The organism is Bacillus yapensis (assembly GCF_005280205.1).
GTDB lineage: Bacteria > Bacillota > Bacilli > Bacillales > Cytobacillaceae > Robertmurraya > Robertmurraya yapensis.
In genome coordinates, this window is the sequence record NZ_SUND01000013.1 from 33,021 (window position 1) to 51,770 (window position 18,750).

Below are 18,750 nucleotides of genomic sequence, written 5' to 3' on the forward strand. Positions count from 1 at the left end.
CATGAATTTTTTCCATTATTATGATATTTTTAGAGTATTCTAATGAAGGATGTGACAGGCAATGAGCAATTCTATTCCAGAAATTACGCTGAATGATGGTCTTACTGTACCGGTAATTGGTCTAGGGACTTACAAGCTAAAGGGAAATGAAGGGGCAAGCGCGATCCAAAATGCCCTCGAAATTGGCTATCGACTTCTTGATTCTGCCTATAATTATGAGAATGAAGGAACAGTAGGAGAAGCGATTAGGCGGAGTTCGGTACCGAGATCCGATCTACGAATCACATCCAAATTGCCAGGGCGCTATCAGGAATATGACAAGGCGGTCACGGCCATTCAAGAATCTTTATATCGGGCCAATTTGGATTACTACGATTTGTACCTCATCCATTGGCCAAATCCGAAGCAGGATCAATATGTGGAGGCTTGGCAGGCTTTGATTGATGCGAAAAAATGGGGACTCATCCGTTCGATTGGTGTGTGCAATTTCTTGCCTGAGCATCTGGAGCGATTGGAAAAAGAGACTGGTGTTCTTCCAAGCATGAATCAAATCGAATTACATCCGTTCTTCAACCAAGCTGAACAAAGAAAATATCATGAAGAGAAAAACGTCGCTACGCAATCTTGGAGTCCGTTTACGAGAGGATTTAAGGATTTACAAATTGAAACGCTTCAAACGATTGCTGAGCATCACAACAAGACCATTCCTCAGGTTGTTTTAAGATGGCACTATCAACTAGGGGCTATTTCCATTCCAAAATCTGAATCACCGAAAAGACAGCTCGAAAACATCTCGATTTTTGATTTCTCACTCGATGAAACAGAAATGGAAATGATTTCACAATTGTCGCTTCCAGATGGAAGAATTGCGAATCAAGATCCGGCTGTGTATGAGGAATTTTAAATACTCAAATTAAATACAAGTTGACAGGTAGGAATAATGTGAATTATAATTCATGTAAACAAATTACCTAGCTGATCGGACAAACGAAGGCATGCCTATCATATTAGGTCATGTCTTTTTTTTACGCTGTTTTCTCATTGATTGTTTATTTTCTGTCGAAAAAAACTTGTTGTTTTTTTCGTAAATGTCCTAAAGCCGACATTTACACTACCTACAAGGTTTAGTGCTACACATTATTTTTGCACGGCACTTTTCGCTGGCCATTTACTGTCTTTAAAAGGAAATCTTGATATTCATTTAAATCAATTTATCTAATAGCAACAATTTTTGCGAAAAGAGCCTTTTTATATACAAAATTCAAGGGGGAATAGCCATGAAAGAAGGATATTCAGTCATAGCAGGGGCAGAATCATTTTTTCTAAAAGGAAACAAGGTCGGCTTGTTACTCTCCCACGGATTCATGGGAACTCCTCAAAGTGTTGAATATGTAGGGAAGAGATTTTCGGATTTGGGATATACAGTTTATGCACCAAGATTAGCAGGTCATGGCACGGATTACAGAGATTTGGAAATCGCCACATATGAAGATTGGTTTGCAGAGCTTGAGAAAGGTTATGAGCTTTTAAAAGAACATTGTTCAATCATCTATGTGATGGGGCAATCGATGGGTGGAACATTGGCGTTGTGGTTGGCAAGTAAATACAAGGATATTAAAGGGATTGTTCTCATCAACCCTGCACTAACGCTACCAAGCTATGAAAAATGGGTTGGCGTATCAAACCCACGATATCTCGATGAATCCCTACCGGATATTAAGGCAGAAGGTGTCCATGAAATCACGTATAGCAAGGTTCCGATTTCTTCAATTCATCAACTGCAAGCGTTAATGGGAAAAACACCTGAACTCCTGCCATTAATCAATCAGCCGTTATTATGCTTTAAATCAGCAGTCGACCACGTAGTCCCACCAGAAAATACGGATTATATCTTTGACCATGTCTTATCCGAAGAAAAAGAAGTTGTTACGTTATACAATTCGTATCACGTTGCGTCGCTAGACAACGATCGTGACCGAATTATTATTCAGGCACATAGCTATATTCAGGAAAAAACAGGTGAATTGATCCATAGATAAAAAAGAGCGACCAAAGTGGTTGCTCTTTTTTGCCGTTATTCGGGTCATCATGATTCTGTCTTTTCACTGTATAGATTCACGGCTCAATTTGTGGGGAGAAAGTAGAGGCATTTGCGCCTTATTAAAAAAATCGACCTAAAATTACAGCAAGATTTGGAAAGTCAAAGAAACTCAATGTTGTTATCTTTTAAGTATAAAAAGAAAGGAGTACAAATCGAGAAAAATCGGAATTTAGATTTCTGAATCAATTGGGAGTTTTTTGATAGGTGCATAGATGTGGTAGCTAGATTCAAGATTGTGTAGGTTCTCAAAAACTTGAATAAGTTCGATATCTGTATTCTCGGATTCTTGCTTGGAAATTTTCAAGAATCTTGCAAAGTCGCTCTTTAGCACCTCGCCTAATTCAAGGAGATCACCAGAATATCTGAACTTGGCACAAAAGATTTGTGGTACATCAATTGTAAAATACAATGGTTTATCTATTTGGATATCACGTGGAATCCCAGCCAGTACATTGAAACGGGTAGAATTGTGATGGCAGTTCGAATAGATCACATAACATGGACCATTTACAGTTGTATTAATATGATCTAATACCATTTTTATATGAGAGCGAATCTTCATTCTGTAATCTTCGGTTTCTAAATCAACTTCGAAGACAATTCCAGTAATCCTAATCGATTCAAATTCTGTAAGGGTAAAATCGGTGACAATATCCCCATTGATGTTTTTAATTGGTCTCTTCACAACTGAAGGTATTGGAAGTGGAGTTAAGGGTGTATCGCTTCCTCTTACAGAGCTTGGAGTAATACCATATTTCCGCTTAAAAGCACGGGTGAAGGAAGCTTGAGTGCCGAAGTTGAACTGATAGGCGATGTCGGTTAAAGACAAGGTGTCGTTTTGAAGCAATGTTACAGACGCATTCAATCTTCTAGATAATATGTAATTGTTTAAAGAACACCCCATCATGGCAGAAAAAAGTCTATGGAAATAGTATTTTGACATGTTGAAGGTATTCGCAACAGAGTCGAGAGACAAAGGTTGTTGTAAGTTATCCTCAATATAATGTAAAGCATTTTCGATTACATCATAATGTTCCAAAGTATCACCTTTTTCCCATGCTTTTTTCAAGATTTTTTATAAACAGTTTACCATATGAATCTAGGAAAGTAATTATGTAGAGGAGGGAACGTAATGACTCAAGACAGAATGAATGGAATTATAATCGGTCTTTTATATATAGCGGCTGCAGCCACTTCTATTATAGCTGTTATCTTTTATCAGCCGGTATTGGAGGACCAATGGTACTTGTCCGTGACAAATGGATTCAAAACGAAGGTATTAATAGGTGTGCTAAATGACGTTTTACTTGTAGTCTCGGCGGTTGGGACAGCAGTGATGCTATTTCCTTACCTTCGACGTTGGGATGAACATATTGCATTAGGGTATCTTTGTTTTCGATTTATGGAAGCTGTTTTTATTGCTATAGGCTTGGTCAGTATACTAGGTTTATGGCATCTTAGCATATATTATGATGAGGGTCGCTTTGTGAGTGAAGAACATCTTTTTTCCATTGGTTTATTATTGCAATCATTTCATCGCTGGACTGCTATGTTGGGACCGAATCTAATGCTAGGCCTAAATACTTTTTTGTATAGTTCATTGCTACTTAAAACAAAGCTTGTCCCAAAACCGTTAGCGGTATTTGGTATGATTACAGCCGTTTTAGTATTTATAGCCGGTTTACTTGAAATGTTTGGGATTGTAGAGCCGTTCTCAGCCATAAAAGGACTCATTGCCCTACCAGTAGGCGTTTATGAAATGAGCTTGGCGGTCTGGCTAATCGTCAAGGGATTTGATAAGCAAATGCTTGGGAAGTTAACGCTTAAGTAGTAGTTTCAAAGTGAAGGTAGCTAACTATTTCTGGAGAGCTACCTTTTTTAAAACGCGTTTCTATACGGGGACTTAATTCTGAATAATTTTACATTCCCTTAAAATTATCTCCACATTTCTTTGCTACATTAATGTTAATTAAATGTACTCCTTTCAACCCCCATTTAAAAATCCCCACTTAAATATAAGGGAGCTGTGTAGATGAAAAAACCAAAAATATTAATCTTAACAGCCAATTATGGTAACGGACATCTCCAAGTGGCACGAGCACTTCAAGAACGATTCTTAATCGCTAAAGCCGATGTATGTGTAAGAAATATGTTTCAAGAAACGAATCCCCGCTTAAATGAATGGACTAGAAAATTATATCTTAAAAGTTTTACTAAGGGTGGGAAGCATCTATATCGACTTTTCTACTATAGCAGCCAAGAAATTACGAAACGTCAAAACTTAATGTTGTTTCCTTACGGGTATTCGACTCTTCGTAAAATCATCGACGAAGAACAGCCAGACGCCATTATTAATACATATCCTTCTTATGCAGTCGAATATTTTTCAACAAAAATAAATCATGCGCCCCCTACCTATACAGTCATCACAGATTATTGTCTCCATCACGCATGGATTCAGCCTTCCATTGCGAAATACTATGTGGCCACCCAACATCTCAAGAATCTCTTAATCAACCATGACATCGATCCAAACAAGATTGCTGTTACTGGAATACCAGTCGAAAAACAATTTGAGCACTCCCATAGCCGGAAATCTTTAATAGATAAATATCAACTTAACGCCAATCTGAAAACTGTATTAATTGTTGCTGGGGCTTATGGTGTATCAAAGGAAATCAAGTATATTTGCGATGAGTTAAGGAAAGAAAAAGGCATGCAGATATTGGTCGTTTGTGGGAAAAATCAGCAGCTTTTCCATCAGTTAGAGACGAAATATCAACAGGAAAATAGGGTTCGAGTCTTTGGCTACGTAAATCAGATGGCTGAGCTGTTTGAACTTGCAACCTGTGTGGTTACGAAACCTGGAGGGATTATATTATCAGAGGCTGTTGTGAAAAATGTACCAATTGTTTTACTAGGTGCAACGCCTGGTCAAGAGAGGGAGAATGCCCTGTTTTTTCAAAGCCATGGTGCGGCAATCTTTTGTGAGAAATGGGAACAGCTTGTGGCAGAAATACAACAACTCGTTACCGATGATGAAAAGTTAAAAGAAATGAAAGCTGCAGTGACAAGCCTTTTGAGTCCCCAAGCAGCAGGTAAAATTGTCACAGATGTGCTCGAGACTTATGATTGGAAAGTGACGCAAAGTGAGCTAAAGGGTTGAGTTTGAATACATCAAATAATAGAAGCCTTCACAAAAAATGTGAAGGCTTCTTTCATGATATGTGATGTCTATGGTCTACTCGTTTGTTTCTTCTGTTCCTTCATCTTCTGCAGGTGTTTCAGTTGCTGGATCCTCAGGTTGTTCCTCTTCTTGGTCTGCACAACCAGTCATAAAGCCAGTGAAAAGTAAAGCTGTCATCATTGCTAATGTTAACTTTTTGAATTTCAAGAAAATCACCTCATCAAAGGAATTTTTGGTACTACCCTAGTGTAATTCGGTTTTGTTAATCCAATATTAAGTTACTTCTAATTTTTGTTAATAGTTTCCAAATCCATGTACCTACGAGTAGATTATTACTTTCATCCTAAGGAGCGCCATTTTACTAGCTTTAAGCGGAAAATAATAGTCATTTCCGTCTTAACAATCCCTTAAAAAGAAATTAACGTCCTATTAACCTTTTAAACTTGGTACCAAGTTATTCTTAAGTTAAGACAGTTATTTTAAAGATTATTGTTAAAATCTTAAATCCGATTTTAACGTAGAAATAGCTAATTTGTGCTCATTATTAAGTTTACTAGCTCTTTTCTCATCTATTTAAGGATGTATATTTTTAAAACAAGATGAGTTCACCATATTTTTAGTTCCAAAAGCAACAAAGTTAGAGAAAAGAGCTTTAGTTATTAAATAGTGGGAGGGTACCAAGTATGAAAGTAGAATTGCATTGTCATACGAATATTTCCGATTGTCCGCTGTCCATTAATGAGGTCTTATCCCTAGCGCTTGAACAGGAAGTAACACACTTAGCGGTGACAAACCATGACACAACAAAGGGTCTCGAAGACGCAATAGAATGTGGCAAGCGAGTTGGCATCGAAATCATTCCGGGAATTGAGGTTTCTGGCTTTGACTTTGAGCGAGGTAGACGTGTGCACATTCTTGGGTATTTTATTGAACCAGGAAGTGAAGCTATTGAGCTTGTTTGCCAGCCGTTAGTGGAAAAAAGACATCAAGCTTCGAATGAAATGGTGGAACGCTTGATGGCAGCTGGCTATAACATTACATGGGAGCGATGTCTCGAAATCGCCCATGGGGGAACGGGTGTGTACAAGCAGCATATCATGCAGGCACTAATTGAAGTTGGCTATGCTGACTCTATTTATGGCGAGCTTTATAAGAAAATATTCAATCGTGGACAAAACGGGGAGCCGCCAGGAATTGCTTTTATTCCGATGAAATATATCGATGCTTTTACTGCCGTTAAAATCATTCGGCAAGCTGGAGGCGTTCCGGTGCTCGCACATCCTGGACAGTATCGCAATTTTGAAATGGTCCCAGAATTAGTGGAAGCAGGATTGCAGGGCATTGAAGTGTGGCATCCATTGCATGAAAAAAAAGATGAGGAAATGGCAAAAGAGCTCGCCAACGAATACGACCTCGTTATGACAGGAGGTTCCGATTTCCACGGTGCATATGGAGAGAAACCAGTCCTTTTAGGGAGCAAGAACCCAGGTATTGAAGCACTCGAGGCATTGAAATTAAGAAAAGAAAGGTTGAGTGTGTAGGATGCCGCTAATCTTTCAACCGCATAATGAAAAAAAGTTATCTTCTGCACCAAGCATAGATGATACGAGCCATATCGTTGATAGTTTTGCAGGAGCGTGGACCTCAATTGGACCGAATAATAAAATCATCGAATCTTCATTCGGTGACTACACGTACACAATGGATGATGTGACGGTCAACTATGCTGAAATTGGTAAATTCAGTTCGATTGCTTCGCATGTTTGTATTAACCCAGTTCAGCATCCAATGGACCGAGTGACCCAGCACCATATGACCTATCGAAAAGTAGCATATGACTTTGATGAAAAAGATGACGATGCACTATTCGAGTGGCGTCGGACGCATCGAGTTAAAATTGGCCATGACGTCTGGATTGGTCATGGTGCCATTATTATGAAGGGTGTTGAGATTGGTACGGGTGCTGTTATTGGCTCAGGAGCTATCGTGACGAAAAGCGTTGAACCGTATACGATCGTTGTGGGGACTCCTGCCAAACCGATTAAAAGAAGATTTTCAGAAGAAGTAGCTGAAAAACTACTAGAAATCGCTTGGTGGGATTGGCCGCGAGAAAAGCTTGAATCTCATTTTCATGAGTTCAATGACATAGAAGCTTTTATCAAAAAGCATGGATAATTTTGCTGGGACCCCTTGTGGTCCTTTTTTATTTTTACAAACTTGGATAAGTATTCAAAAAATAGATAGAATCGTATCTGTTCCATATATAAGTTGAATAGAAACATAAATGGGATTAATGCTACAGTTGTTAATGTTATTGGCCTTCTGTAGATGGAGTGTATATTAACATTTCATATAGGATCATTAAATCATTGAGGTGGAGTCTATGAAAAATAAGGTTATTTTACTAACATCCGATCAGCTTGGAAAAGGGGACAAGGAACTCGGGGAAGGAATATTAGAAACCTTCTTTACGATTCTTAAGCAAAAAGAAGATTTGCCCCTAGCTATCTTTTGTATGAACCGAGGTGTATTTGCCTTAACTGAACAATCCCTTGTTTCACTCCATTTAAAAGAATTGGAAGAAAAGGGAGTAGCGGTCTTAGCTTGTAAAACATGTGTGGACTATTATGAGCTAAATGAACAGCTAGCAACAGGGAAAATTAGTGGGATGGCTCACTTTATTGAATTGGCTTCAAAGTATGAAGTCCTTACATTATCTTAAGTTGTAAATAAGGAGAAACTAAAAAATGACTCTATATCATAAAATTTTCAAAGAGTATTGGAACCCCTATGTTGCCATTGGACTTGCTGGTTTAGTTAGTGCATTGTACTTTCACTTTACAGGAACTGTGTGGGCCGTAACTGGAGAGTTTACGAGATTCGGAGGACATATCTTACAATGGTTTGGCATTGATGTATCTAGTTGGGCTTATTTTGGACTAGTTGGTCTCGAGGGAACACCTATTAGTCGTACTGACGGATGGATTGTAATCGGGATGCTCGTTGGCGCACTCATGATGATATTACTTAGTAATAGCTTTAAAATTCGGGTACCTATGCAAAAACGTCGTCTTGTTCAAGGATTTATTGGTGGAATCATTGCTGGTTTTGGTGCTCGTCTAGCTCTCGGTTGTAATTTAGCAGCTTTTTTCACTGGTGTTCCTCAGTTCTCTTTCCATGCATGGATTTTTATGCTTACGACTGCAATTGGTACTTATTTCGGAGTAAAAGTAGTCAACACCAAATGGTGGCTAGGTAAGCCGAATTTGCAGAAAAATGCTGGTAAACGAATCATGAAAAAAGCGGCGGTTAAAAAGTCTAAGGTACAACCAATTCTTGGACTCCTTGTTGCTTGTGCGTATATAGGAATCGTTGTGTATTTCTTTGCATCAGGTAAAAACTTATTAGCGATCGGGGCTATAGCTGGCGCTATATTTGGAATATTGATTGAACGTGGCCAAATTTGCTTTACATCAGCTTTCCGCGACTTATGGATTTCAGGTCGTGCGGTGATGTCAAAAGCCATTGCTGTTGGAATGATAATCAGTGTGGTCATCACATTTATTTCTATCCAAAGTGGAGCCGTTCAAATTATAAAAATGGCCGCACCTAGTACGGTAATTGGTGGGCTATTGTTTGGGTTTGGAATTGTCCTTGCTGGTGGTTGTGAGACAGGGATGATGTACCGCGCGATGGAAGGGCAAGTCCTCTACTGGATTGTTGGATTAGGTAATATTATTGGTGCAACGGTTCTTTCGTTTGGTTGGGACCATTTAGGGATCTTTAATGCGCTTGCAGCAGACTGGCCAAAAGTGAATCTTATCGAAGAATGGGGAGCAACGGGAGCGCTCATTGGAACACTTATTATGTTAATGGCTTGGTTCTTATTTTCAAGCTGGTGGGAAAAACGTTTCCGTTATGGAACAGGGATCAAACAGGAAAAACGAACTGTGCTTGAAACGAAGGAGGTATAACGCAAAATGTTGGAGGATCTTAAAATCGATTACACCCTGGATATTCGTGGTGAGCCTTGACCATATCCTGTCATTTATGCGCTGGATGCGCTGAAAACCATGAGAATCGGAGAAGTGCTGGAGGTCATAGCTGACTGCCCACAGTCCTTCCGAAGTGTACCAGAAGAGGCGGTGAAACATGGCTATGAATTGGTCATGGATCCGGAAAAGGATGGTCAGGATATTTATTTCTATATTCAAGTAAAAAAGTGAACCAAGAAAAAGCCCTAAATCATTCGATTAAAGGATTCTGATTTTGGGTGATTTCTTAAAAATGATAGAAAATGACGTGTGCATTGGCACCCGTCATTTTCCCTATTTACTAGGGTTTATAAGCATATTCATTAAGTTTTGACATCACAAATGACAACAATATTTATGCTGACATTAAGTTTATACAACCAAAACACTGTCAATATAATCTTCATTTGGTTGCCGGTCTTAAAGGGTGCGTTTCTACAATAAGATGCTTGATTTTATTCTATAGAAGCAGGATAAAGGTTATTCAAGCATACAAATAGAATTATATAAAGAGAAAAATCTTGTTATTCAATTTGGAGGTGGCTATGTTAGATTTTGATAATTTAGAGGGGTATCGTGACGCAGACACTTATGATTTATTGAATGATTTGAGTGAAATAGAAAGCAAGTTTTATTTTGACCTTGCAAGCTTACAAGGAGGCCCAATTTTAGACGTTGCATGTGGGACAGGTAGATTTACAATTCCTTTAGCTGAGCGGGGATTTGATATTACTGGTCTGGATATAACTCCAGAAATGTTGCAACTTGCAAAACAAAAGGCTGAGCGCTTAAACGTCTCGGTTAATTGGGTTCATGCTGATGCAAGACAATTTGAGTTAAGTCGCAAGTATCGATTCATTTTTACTACGGGCAACTCTTTTCAGCACTTCCTGGATAGAGCTTCAGTAGACGGATTGCTTGGATCAGTTTATAGACATCTTGATGAAGATGGAGTCTTTGCATTCGAATCTAGGAATCCGACTAGTTCCATTTTGATGGCGGATGAAGAGGTAGAAAAGGATGCGGGTTCATGGACAGATAATGATGGCTATCAATGTAGCAGTACATACCGACGTACCTATGATCATAAGAGCCAATTGGAGCACTATATCTTTACGAATCGTCGATGGAAAGAGTTTTCGAAGGTAGTAGAAACCATTGAGCCGTTTGTTCTTCGCTACTTTTTTCCTCAGGAGCTTGAAAGTTTGCTGTTCTATAATGGATTTGAACTAGTAGAGATGTATGGGAACTTTGACAAGAGTCCATTTCAAGCTGATAGCCCACTTATGGTTTGCATTTGCCGAAAACGACATAAATAATGGTAATATTCTTTATTCAATTAATGGATAGTGATAGTCCAAGAAGGATTATCACTTACTTTTTTTGAAGTTATTGTGCTAAAGAAGCAGGATAGTCGATAACAAAATGAAAGCATAACCCAATAGAAGGGTATGCTTTTTAACGTTGAATTAATGATCTATAATATTTTAGGGTTGGCAACAAAGAATTCCTTCACCCTTTTCGAGAGCAGATTTTAGACTATCCAGAACTCCTGACCAAGCCATCTGATGCCAGTTAATCGCTTCAGTCCAATCTTCATTTTCAGTAAATCCACTATGTTCAACAATCACTTTAGTAGAATTATCATTGATTGATTCAAAACTTACTTTAACATTTGTTAACTCGTTTTCATTGTTCATTAATGTCTCAAATTGATCTGGCCCTTTCCAAGTGAAATGTAGCTCTTTTTTATCTATAAGTTTCGTAATTTTACAACCCTTAGTATTCATAGCCTCACTATTACCAGGTATAAAATAAAGTTCATATGCACCACCTTCCACAGGTTCTACTACAGTTTCAGGTGCAAACCATTCAGAAACTCTTTCAGAAATTGTCCAGGCAAACCATACTAAATTTAATGGTGCATTAATTGTCATCTCTTTAATAATAGCTTTTTTATTTGTGATATTTGTCAAAGAAACCTCTCCTTTTGAAAAATTATTACACTTACTCTAAAAATAGTAACATTATTTAAAAGAATCAGAAAGTATAATCTCTTTTCAACTATAGGGTTCTGTTGATTCATTGAGGGGAATATTCTCCCTTATTGAAATTCTTTATTTAGCTTTAGAGGCAGATTAGATGAAGAAATAATTTTTACTTGTTCAACAATCGAGCCGTTAAATGGAATAAGGATTATGGGATTACCGGGATAGTGGAAAATATATTATTTTTCAAATTTGCCCCTTGAACCTCTAGCTACTTGAGGTTTTATAATGAATTTATACTACTAATAGGGGGAATTTTGATGAATAAGAATCACAAGTTTTCCATTGGTGAATTTTCAGAAAAGACAGGAATATCTATTCCAACTTTACATTACTATGATGAAATTGGGATATTACGCCCAGAAAAAAATCCTTCTTCAGGACACCGTATTTACAATTACCAAGATATAATAACCTTACAAAAAATTCTAAGTCTAAAATTTCTAGGGTATAGTCTAGATAAAATCGCTAATTTGTTATATGAATCAAGTTTTACTGTCGATTTGAATGAAAGTTTGTCTCTTCATTTGCAAGCTTTAGACAAAGAAAAAGAACAAATTGAACAATCAATAAAATCCATTAAAAGGGTAATTAAGTTAGTCAAGGAAGAAGGGGAAGTGGATAGTGCCTTGTTATTTAGTTTAATTCACGGTATGCGAACTGAGTATATAGAAGAAGAATGGATGGAAAGTCATATGTTAACGGAGGTCGTGGAAGAATTAACAAAAAAACCAGAAGAAGATAAAATCGCTTTAGATAAAACGTTTATTCATTTGTCTAAAGAAGTAAAACAATTATATGGAAAATCTGTAGATGACCCAAAAGTACAAGGTATGATAAAGACCTATTTAGAAGCATCCTTTTCATTTCTTGGTGAGGATTTGATACAAAAACTGGCTGATACTAATATAGAAGAGCTCGATATTCAAGAACTTGAAAACATGGCACCTTCTCCCTTCACAGAAGATGAACAAAATTGGCTTAATCAAGCAATGGAATTTTATATGAAGCAAGAAGAGTTGGAATAGAAAGGTTTAACCTTTAAATTTCAGATGGTATAACTTTATTAAAATAAAACGATTGATTTTCTATTAAAGTGCGCGATTGTTGAATAAGCGTACTTTTTTTATATAACTATTGTGGCGAGTTTTGTTTTTTTATATGCCATTTTGTGATGTCAAAATCACTGTCGCTTTGGTGTGTTTAAAAAAACACTTCAAGACTAAACCCTTAATCCTAAGTTTAGAGCTTTTCAATATGGTTTGAATTTACGAAATTTACAAAGTTGAAACAGTTTATTTATATTCAAAGGATATACTCAACTTAGATTGGTCGAAGGGGGCAAAGTCGAATTGTCTGAAAAAGCATTGTTGGTGGATAGACTGATTTCGGAAATACGGGCAGGTAACTATAAACCTAATGACAAGCTACCGTCGGAAAATGAAATGGCAGATTTTTATCAAGTGCCAAGAATGGTTGTTCGAAAGGCATATGAACGTCTGCAGGAGCTCGGCTATATTTTTTCCAAACAAGGGAAAGGAAGCTATGTTCAAAATCAGAAGCTGCAAATTCCGCTCATTCTAACGGGAGACGTTAGTTTTAGTGAAAAAATGAGAGAGCTAAACTATGAGTTTGAAACGAAGAATATAGCGAGTGAAATCATCAACTATGATTCCTCTATTTATCATGCATTACAGGCAAAAAACGGTGAGTCTGTCTATAAAATAAGTCGCTTGAGAATTGTGGAAGACTGTCCAATCGCAGTCCACACATCGTATTTATCTCAATCAACATTTGAAAATATCGAACAAGAAGGAGAAGCCATTACCTCGATTTTTCAGTATTATCATGAACAAGGATATACAGACTTTGAAACGATGCGAAGCCAACTAAGTGTTGTATTTCCTAATAAAAGGGAAAGAGACATACTAAAATGTCCTATTCTAGTTCCACTCCTACAACTAGAATCAGGCTGCGTCGACAAAAAAACAGGTAAAATCCTAGAATACTCAAGAAATATCTATCGAAGCGACTGTTTCACTTATTTAATATAAATTTGGGTTGTGTAAAGTTCCTAGTGGCATGTTGATTGAAACTAAGGGTAAGAGATTCAGGAGGGAGCTCTCATAGTCGCGATAAATGAGTACCTAGAACGGAATTAAACTTCAAGTAAGAAAGCTAATATAGTTCACCAACCTATTAAGCTGTTCTCTATTTGGTTATCGGTATAGAGAAAATATAAAAAGTATAAGAGCAGTGGATTTCGTAAGTGAAATCGCACTGCTTTTAGCATTTTTGAGAATAATATTATGGTAATATTACCAAAGAGATGTGTTAAACAAAGGTTAACAATTGTAAAAAAAATAGGATTTTTATGGAGAATAACACTATAAAAATTGCAAAGCTATATTAAATTTTTGGTTTTTACAATCAAGTTTAAAATGGATGAATAAGACCCTGTGAAGGGTTATATTGAATAACTTCATTCATCTAAAATGATATATCCAAAGTTTGCATAAAGGTGGTAATGCGGGTGGAAAAAGAGAAAAAGAGCCTAAGCGTTAATCGAGCTTGGCTATATGTCCTCCTTGGCGGGGGGCTAGAAATCGTTTGGGCTACTGGTTTTAAATACGAAGCGATTCCGTCGCTAATAGTGCTGATAGCCCTGCTCGTTAGTTTTGATCTTATAATACGTGCAGCTACAGTTATACCGATTGGCACAGTGTATGCGGTGTTCGCTGGGATGGGAACAATCGGCACAACGGTTGTTGAGGGTGTAATGGAAGGTGGAATTCTCCCACTAAAAGTAGTGGTAATTCTGTTCTTGTTGCTATGTATAATCGGTCTTAAAACTACTTCGAAGGGAGGAAAAGTTTGATGTTCGAATGGACTCTACTTGTAATTGCTGGTCTTTTCGAAGTAATCGGTGTTATTGGTATTAAGAGAACAGCAGAAGAAAATAACTTATTAAATAACATCATGCTTTACGGCGGTTTCATCGTTAGTTTTCAAATACTGCTACAGGTCATGGAATGGATACCTTTGGCGACAGCTTACGCGGTATGGACTGGTATTGGGACTGTTGGGGCCGCCATCGTTGGTATGCTTTTCTTTCAGGAATCACGTAATCCATTACGACTCCTGTGCATTCTCGGTGTTATTGGGGCAGTGACCATATTGAAGTTCCTTGAGTAGTGGAATGACAAAGTGATCTCCAACCTTGAAAAAGATGAAACTAAACTTTCATAAGATAATTCAATTAATTATTAACTAATAGAAGAGCTAATGCATTTCCGAATAACGATCCTCATTTTACTTCCTTGTATATAGCAAAAGAAAAGGGCTTACCAAAAATAATTGGTAGCCTATTTTTTTTCTCAAAAATCATTAACACCTTCTTTACAAAACCCAAACAAACTTCACCGTTCTTTTACGTGCGCTCACTTGGCAACAAGATACAGTAAAAGAGTAAAAACAAACGAAATGCACGGAGGCCTATCGATGAAAAGAAGACGAAGAACTGAAATCTTAATCAACGGCTCTCAAATGCTAGCAGAAACATTGGCGAAGACAATCACCGAACACTACGACGTGAGAGTCATTCAAGAGCCCGAAAATGGTTTAGTCATGATGAAAGTACGAGAAACATCTAAAAAAAATCTGTTCTATCCAGGCGAAGTACTCGTCACCGAATGCAAAGTTCAAATCAATGGAGCCATCGGAATCGGTATCGTAACAGGTGACCAACCAGATTTAGCTTGTAATCTCGCAGTCATTGATGCGGCATACGAAGCAAACTTTCCAGAAACAAAGGAATGGAGCCAGCTCCTCGAACAAGAAGAACAAAACATCATGAAAGCAAAAGCAGCAGAGAATCAATCTATTTTAAAAACAAAAGTCAACTTTGAAACCATGGATGTATCTTGAGGAGGGGATTAATAGTGAAGCTAGATATCGTTCACGATTTGCAATCCGTTTACCGAAAAATAGTGGATGCTTCTGCAAGACCAGGGCAACTATCTGAATTAACGAAGGAAGCGTGCATCGTCAAGGAAGAGGGGAACCATGAATGTCCTGCCTCGATTTTATTATTGGCCTTAACCTTATTTGATCAGGAAGTTACCTTTAAAGTGATTTCTGAAAAAGAAGCAGCCATCACAAAAATAATAAATCAATTAACATATGCAAAGCCAGTCGAAACAGAGGATGCAGATTACATTTTAATCCTTCAAGATGCAGGGGTAGGGACACTAGCTACTGCAATTGAAAAAGCAAAACCAGGAACATTAAAAAATCCTCACTCCTCTGCGACTATCATTGTGGAAGTGAGTAAGATGTCAAACGAACCAATGCTTCAGCTAAAAGGACCGGGAATTCATACAGTCGAGTTCGTACACGTGGAAACAACCGAGAAATGGGTAGAATCTCGTCAAATGAAAAATAAAGAGTATCCACTTGGAATTGAATTGATGTTTGTTGATCACCAGGATCAACTACTGTCATTGCCACGCACAACACAAATTACCGAAAATAGGGTGATTGTCTAATGGGATATGTAGCTGTTAAAGGTGGAACGCTTGCGATTGAGGAATCGATTAAGCGATTAAAATTTGAAAGAGTAAAACAAGGCAGAACGATTGAAGTTGAAAAGATCCACGCAGGAATGAGAGGACTCATCGATCAAGTAATGTCAGAAAGTAGTATCTACGATGAGCCATTAGCGGCACTAGCGATCAAACAAGCAGAAGGAAATCCAGAAGAAGCGGTCTTTTTGTTAAGAGCGTACCGTTCGACCGTTCCGCGAAAGCATTATTCTAGAGTGATTGAATCAAGTGACATGAGGGTGGAACGACGTATTTCAGCTAGCTTCAAAGACATTCCAGGAGGCCAGATTCTAGGGGCAACAACGGATTATACCCACCGCCTTCTCGATTTCCAGTTAATGATGGAAACGGATGAAAGTGTCCAGGAGTGGCTACATGAATACCTGAATGAAGATGCCCAAGTAGATGAGCAAGCAAGTCAGCTTACTCTTCCAAATGTCCTTGATTATTTACGAAAAGAAGGCTTAATTCCGCCTTGTGAAAATAACGATCAAGTACCGGACGATGTAACAAGAGAAAGTCTTGAGTTTCCATCGACTAGAAGCCAAAGGCTACAGATTTTAACAAGAGGGCAAACCGGTGCGGTCACATCACTAGCGTATGCGGTTATTCGCGGTTATGGGGCGTTACATCCAACGGTTGGCGAGCTACGTGTTGGCAAATTGCCTGTGACGATTGATCATCCAACATCAGAAGGAAATGATGAGGACGCTTATTATATTGGCGAGGTTCAAGTAACAGAAGCGGAAATGCTTATGCCGATAAGTGTTGAAAAAGAATACGGCAAAAAGGAAATGGAGTTTGAAATCGGCTATGGGCTTTGCTTCGGACAAAATGAGACAAAAGCGATTGCGATGGGAATTCTCGATAACTGTCTTGAACATCCAAATAATGAGTTTCCTAGTCATAATGAAGAATTTGTTCTTTATCATATTGATTCTGTTGAGTCGACGGGCTTTATTTCGCACTTGAAAATGCCTCATTATGTCACGTTCCAATCGAAGCTCGACAGCGTGCGGAAGACGAAAAAAGAGGAAAGACAAGAGGTGAATAGCTGATGAACACAGCCTATAACTTTGCTTTTTTTGACGAAGGTTCAAAACGGGAGATTCGCCGCGCAACCTTAAAGGCGATTGCGATTCCGGGATATCAAGTACCATTTGCTTCTAGAGAAATGCCCATTGGTAGAGGCTGGGGAACTGGGGGATTGCAGCTAACGCTCTCCCTTATCGGGAAGGATGATGTCTTGAAGGTCATCGACCAAGGCTCTGATGATTCGGTTAATGCGGTCAATATCAAAAAGCTTGTTTTCGATACGACGGGAGTCGAAACAACCGACGAAACAAGAGAGGCGACCCTGATTCAATCGAGACACAGAATTCCTGAAGTGTCTTTATCAAAAGACCAGATTCTGATCCTGCAGGTGCCAATTCCAGAACCACTTCGCTATTATGAGCCAAGTGAAAGTGAAACGAAGAAGTTCCATGCGGAAAAAGAATACTCTGGTGCGTGGCTGATGTTATTTGAGCAGATTATGAAATATGGCAGCATGACGACAGGGGCTGACCATCCTGTTCTTGTACATGATCGCTATGTGATGGCTCCAAGTCCGATTCCACGTTTCGATAATCCAAAAATGGATGAAAGTGAAGCACTTATTTTACTAGGAGCTGGTCGTGAGAAGAAGGTATACGCTGTTCCACCGTATACAAAGGTTGTGTCACTAGACTTTGAAGATTTTCCTTTTGAACCAGAATCCTTTGAAGACAAAGAGTGTCGCTTGTGTGGCTCGACTGGCGTATTTTTAGATGAGCTTGTCGATGAAGCAACAGATGAAACGGTCTATCAATGCAACGATACAAGCTATTGTCTTGAAAAATTAAATGCGGTTGGAGTGAAATAAATGACTGAATTTGAAGTTCCAGTTTTATCGGTAAAGAACTTAAATAAACAGTTTGGCCTTGGCTGTCCGCATTGTAAAAATGGAGAATCTGAGACACTAGTGAAAAACTATTGCCAGGTTTGCGGAACGGTCTACGCTTGTCGCGATGTTTCTTTTGATGTGTTTCCAGGAGAAGTGCTAGGGATTGTAGGGGAGAGTGGCAGTGGGAAATCGACTTTGATGCAGTGCCTTTATTTTGACCAGGATGTGACGGATGGCGAAGCCTTTGTTAGTGCTTATGAAAATGGGGAAAAGAACCTTTTTCAGGAATCATCTCAGCAGCAACGATACATTCGTAACCACATTATGGGGAAAGTCTATCAAAACCCATTACTAGGATTAAGAATGAACTTTTCCTCGATTGGTAATATTGCAGAAAAGCTCATTGCAGCAGGGAGCAACCATGTGGGGATGATGGAGGGAAGGGGTACCGAGCTTTTAAATAAGGTGAATATCCCTGTGCACCGCAGGAAAGAAGCTCCGAAAAAATTTTCCGGCGGAATGCAGCAGCGTGTGCAAATCGCGAAGGCACTTTCAAATAATCCACCTTTACTTTTGCTAGATGAAGTGACGACTGGACTTGACCTGTCTGTTCAAGCAAGTGTTCTTGATTTAATCAAGAGTCTGCAACGTGAACTAAACATTAGCATTGTTCTTGTCTCACATGACCTTGGTGTGATTCGTATGCTCGCAGACAGAACACTTGTGATGCTAGAAGGAAAAGTGATTGAAGAAGGCTTAACTGACCAAATCTTAGAGGATCCACAGCATCCATATACGCAGCAATTGGTTCATTCTTTGCTTTAAACTATTCGGAAAAGCTTAGGGGGAAGG

The 18,750-nt window shown here is 38.5% G+C and carries 22 protein-coding genes; 19 read left to right on the forward strand and 3 right to left on the reverse strand.

Annotated features, from left to right (window positions below):
- Window positions 1-61 precede the first annotated feature (61 nt).
- Both FAR12_RS15445 and FAR12_RS15450 read left to right on the forward strand, forming a co-directional pair.
- Window positions 62-904 (forward strand): aldo/keto reductase, encoded by an 843-nt coding sequence (locus FAR12_RS15445; protein ID WP_126409673.1) that lies wholly within the window; start codon window positions 62-64, stop codon window positions 902-904.
- Window positions 905-1,277: 373 nt separating this feature from the next.
- Complete coding sequence (locus tag FAR12_RS15450; protein ID WP_126409674.1) at window positions 1,278-2,039, forward strand: alpha/beta hydrolase; 762 nt, start codon at window positions 1,278-1,280, stop codon at window positions 2,037-2,039.
- 231 nt (window positions 2,040-2,270) lie between these two features.
- On the opposite strand, the gene FAR12_RS15455 is transcribed toward FAR12_RS15450, so the two are convergent.
- On the reverse strand, window positions 2,271-3,170 hold the full coding sequence (locus tag FAR12_RS15455; protein WP_246010409.1) for a helix-turn-helix transcriptional regulator: 900 nt from the start codon (window positions 3,168-3,170) through the stop codon (window positions 2,271-2,273).
- 63 nt (window positions 3,171-3,233) lie between these two features.
- On the opposite strand from FAR12_RS15455, the gene FAR12_RS15460 reads away from it, so the two are divergent.
- Together FAR12_RS15460 and FAR12_RS15465 are read left to right on the forward strand one after the other, a co-directional pair.
- On the forward strand, window positions 3,234-3,932 hold the full coding sequence (locus tag FAR12_RS15460; protein WP_126409676.1) for a DUF4386 domain-containing protein: 699 nt from the start codon (window positions 3,234-3,236) through the stop codon (window positions 3,930-3,932).
- 201 nt (window positions 3,933-4,133) lie between these two features.
- Window positions 4,134-5,267: an MGDG synthase family glycosyltransferase gene (locus tag FAR12_RS15465; protein ID WP_126409677.1), complete on the forward strand. Its 1,134-nt coding sequence runs from the start codon at window positions 4,134-4,136 to the stop codon at window positions 5,265-5,267.
- A gap of 75 nt (window positions 5,268-5,342) precedes the next feature.
- Here the strand turns inward: FAR12_RS15465 and FAR12_RS23495 are convergent, their stop codons facing one another.
- Window positions 5,343-5,495, reverse strand: coding sequence for a hypothetical protein (locus FAR12_RS23495; protein ID WP_170972223.1), 153 nt, complete (start codon window positions 5,493-5,495; stop codon window positions 5,343-5,345).
- Window positions 5,496-5,971: 476 nt separating this feature from the next.
- On the opposite strand from FAR12_RS23495, the gene FAR12_RS15470 reads away from it, so the two are divergent.
- The 6 genes from FAR12_RS15470 (at window position 5,972) to FAR12_RS15495 (ending at window position 10,641) form a co-directional block, all read left to right on the forward strand.
- Window positions 5,972-6,829 (forward strand): PHP domain-containing protein, encoded by an 858-nt coding sequence (locus FAR12_RS15470; RefSeq protein WP_126409678.1) that lies wholly within the window; start codon window positions 5,972-5,974, stop codon window positions 6,827-6,829.
- Between the two features lies 1 nt (window position 6,830).
- A complete protein-coding gene (locus tag FAR12_RS15475) occupies window positions 6,831-7,463 on the forward strand; it encodes a DapH/DapD/GlmU-related protein (RefSeq protein WP_126409679.1) in 633 nt (210 codons plus the stop codon).
- A 208-nt stretch (window positions 7,464-7,671) separates the two neighbouring features.
- Complete coding sequence (locus tag FAR12_RS15480; RefSeq protein WP_126409680.1) at window positions 7,672-8,010, forward strand: DsrE family protein; 339 nt, start codon at window positions 7,672-7,674, stop codon at window positions 8,008-8,010.
- A 25-nt stretch (window positions 8,011-8,035) separates the two neighbouring features.
- Complete coding sequence (gene yedE / locus FAR12_RS15485) at window positions 8,036-9,262, forward strand: selenium metabolism membrane protein YedE/FdhT (RefSeq protein WP_126409681.1); 1,227 nt, start codon at window positions 8,036-8,038, stop codon at window positions 9,260-9,262.
- A 72-nt stretch (window positions 9,263-9,334) separates the two neighbouring features.
- On the forward strand, window positions 9,335-9,514 hold the full coding sequence (locus tag FAR12_RS23500; protein WP_281275680.1) for a sulfurtransferase TusA family protein: 180 nt from the start codon (window positions 9,335-9,337) through the stop codon (window positions 9,512-9,514).
- Window positions 9,515-9,867: 353 nt separating this feature from the next.
- Entirely contained in the window at window positions 9,868-10,641 is a 774-nt protein-coding gene (locus FAR12_RS15495; protein ID WP_126409682.1) for a class I SAM-dependent methyltransferase, read from the forward strand.
- A gap of 168 nt (window positions 10,642-10,809) precedes the next feature.
- On the opposite strand, the gene FAR12_RS15500 is transcribed toward FAR12_RS15495, so the two are convergent.
- Window positions 10,810-11,259, reverse strand: coding sequence for an SRPBCC family protein (locus FAR12_RS15500; protein WP_126409815.1), 450 nt, complete (start codon window positions 11,257-11,259; stop codon window positions 10,810-10,812).
- Between the two features lie 371 nt (window positions 11,260-11,630).
- On the opposite strand from FAR12_RS15500, the gene FAR12_RS15505 reads away from it, so the two are divergent.
- The 9 genes from FAR12_RS15505 to FAR12_RS15545 all read left to right on the forward strand — a co-directional run bounded on the left by FAR12_RS15505 (window position 11,631) and on the right by FAR12_RS15545 (window position 18,723).
- Window positions 11,631-12,398 (forward strand): MerR family transcriptional regulator, encoded by a 768-nt coding sequence (locus FAR12_RS15505; RefSeq protein WP_126409683.1) that lies wholly within the window; start codon window positions 11,631-11,633, stop codon window positions 12,396-12,398.
- Window positions 12,399-12,722: 324 nt separating this feature from the next.
- Window positions 12,723-13,424 carry a GntR family transcriptional regulator gene (locus FAR12_RS15510; protein WP_126409684.1) on the forward strand — a complete coding sequence of 234 codons (702 nt, stop codon included), beginning with the start codon at window positions 12,723-12,725 and terminating at the stop codon, window positions 13,422-13,424.
- Window positions 13,425-13,897: 473 nt separating this feature from the next.
- Window positions 13,898-14,248 carry a DMT family transporter gene (locus tag FAR12_RS15515; protein ID WP_126409685.1) on the forward strand — a complete coding sequence of 117 codons (351 nt, stop codon included), beginning with the start codon at window positions 13,898-13,900 and terminating at the stop codon, window positions 14,246-14,248.
- Window positions 14,248-14,565, forward strand: coding sequence for a DMT family transporter (locus tag FAR12_RS15520; RefSeq protein ID WP_126409686.1), 318 nt, complete (start codon window positions 14,248-14,250; stop codon window positions 14,563-14,565). Before FAR12_RS15515 ends, FAR12_RS15520 begins: the two co-directional genes overlap by 1 nt.
- A 306-nt stretch (window positions 14,566-14,871) precedes the next feature.
- Window positions 14,872-15,297, forward strand: coding sequence for a phosphonate C-P lyase system protein PhnG (gene phnG, locus FAR12_RS15525; RefSeq protein ID WP_126409687.1), 426 nt, complete (start codon window positions 14,872-14,874; stop codon window positions 15,295-15,297).
- Window positions 15,298-15,311: 14 nt separating this feature from the next.
- Window positions 15,312-15,917: a phosphonate C-P lyase system protein PhnH gene (phnH, locus tag FAR12_RS15530; RefSeq protein ID WP_126409688.1), complete on the forward strand. Its 606-nt coding sequence runs from the start codon at window positions 15,312-15,314 to the stop codon at window positions 15,915-15,917.
- Window positions 15,917-17,032: a carbon-phosphorus lyase complex subunit PhnI gene (locus FAR12_RS15535; protein ID WP_126409689.1), complete on the forward strand. Its 1,116-nt coding sequence runs from the start codon at window positions 15,917-15,919 to the stop codon at window positions 17,030-17,032. The genes phnH and FAR12_RS15535 overlap by 1 nt, the downstream gene beginning before the upstream one ends.
- Window positions 17,032-17,877 carry an alpha-D-ribose 1-methylphosphonate 5-phosphate C-P-lyase PhnJ gene (locus tag FAR12_RS15540; protein ID WP_126409690.1) on the forward strand — a complete coding sequence of 282 codons (846 nt, stop codon included), beginning with the start codon at window positions 17,032-17,034 and terminating at the stop codon, window positions 17,875-17,877. The genes FAR12_RS15535 and FAR12_RS15540 overlap by 1 nt, the downstream gene beginning before the upstream one ends.
- Window positions 17,878-18,723, forward strand: a complete 846-nt coding sequence (locus FAR12_RS15545; protein ID WP_126409691.1) for an ATP-binding cassette domain-containing protein — start codon at window positions 17,878-17,880, stop codon at window positions 18,721-18,723. It begins immediately after the preceding gene.
- Window positions 18,724-18,750: the final 27 nt, after the last annotated feature.

What these genes read in the sequence shown, in the direction of transcription:
- FAR12_RS15445 (WP_126409673.1), top strand. Translation starts at nt 62, where the DNA reads ATGAGCAATTCTATTCCAGAAATTACGCTGAATGATGGTCTTACTGTA.
- FAR12_RS15450 (WP_126409674.1), top strand. Translation starts at nt 1,278, where the DNA reads ATGAAAGAAGGATATTCAGTCATAGCAGGGGCAGAATCATTTTTTCTA.
- FAR12_RS15460 (WP_126409676.1), top strand. Translation starts at nt 3,234, where the DNA reads ATGACTCAAGACAGAATGAATGGAATTATAATCGGTCTTTTATATATA.
- FAR12_RS15465 (WP_126409677.1), top strand. Translation starts at nt 4,134, where the DNA reads ATGAAAAAACCAAAAATATTAATCTTAACAGCCAATTATGGTAACGGA.
- FAR12_RS15470 (WP_126409678.1), top strand. Translation starts at nt 5,972, where the DNA reads ATGAAAGTAGAATTGCATTGTCATACGAATATTTCCGATTGTCCGCTG.
- FAR12_RS15475 (WP_126409679.1), top strand. Translation starts at nt 6,831, where the DNA reads ATGCCGCTAATCTTTCAACCGCATAATGAAAAAAAGTTATCTTCTGCA.
- FAR12_RS15480 (WP_126409680.1), top strand. Translation starts at nt 7,672, where the DNA reads ATGAAAAATAAGGTTATTTTACTAACATCCGATCAGCTTGGAAAAGGG.
- yedE (WP_126409681.1), top strand. Translation starts at nt 8,036, where the DNA reads ATGACTCTATATCATAAAATTTTCAAAGAGTATTGGAACCCCTATGTT.
- FAR12_RS15495 (WP_126409682.1), top strand. Translation starts at nt 9,868, where the DNA reads ATGTTAGATTTTGATAATTTAGAGGGGTATCGTGACGCAGACACTTAT.
- FAR12_RS15500 (WP_126409815.1), bottom strand. Translation starts at nt 11,259, where the DNA reads ATGACAATTAATGCACCATTAAATTTAGTATGGTTTGCCTGGACAATT.
- FAR12_RS15505 (WP_126409683.1), top strand. Translation starts at nt 11,631, where the DNA reads ATGAATAAGAATCACAAGTTTTCCATTGGTGAATTTTCAGAAAAGACA.
- FAR12_RS15515 (WP_126409685.1), top strand. Translation starts at nt 13,898, where the DNA reads ATGCGGGTGGAAAAAGAGAAAAAGAGCCTAAGCGTTAATCGAGCTTGG.
- FAR12_RS15520 (WP_126409686.1), top strand. Translation starts at nt 14,248, where the DNA reads ATGTTCGAATGGACTCTACTTGTAATTGCTGGTCTTTTCGAAGTAATC.
- phnG (WP_126409687.1), top strand. Translation starts at nt 14,872, where the DNA reads ATGAAAAGAAGACGAAGAACTGAAATCTTAATCAACGGCTCTCAAATG.
- FAR12_RS15535 (WP_126409689.1), top strand. Translation starts at nt 15,917, where the DNA reads ATGGGATATGTAGCTGTTAAAGGTGGAACGCTTGCGATTGAGGAATCG.
- FAR12_RS15540 (WP_126409690.1), top strand. Translation starts at nt 17,032, where the DNA reads ATGAACACAGCCTATAACTTTGCTTTTTTTGACGAAGGTTCAAAACGG.
- FAR12_RS15545 (WP_126409691.1), top strand. Translation starts at nt 17,878, where the DNA reads ATGACTGAATTTGAAGTTCCAGTTTTATCGGTAAAGAACTTAAATAAA.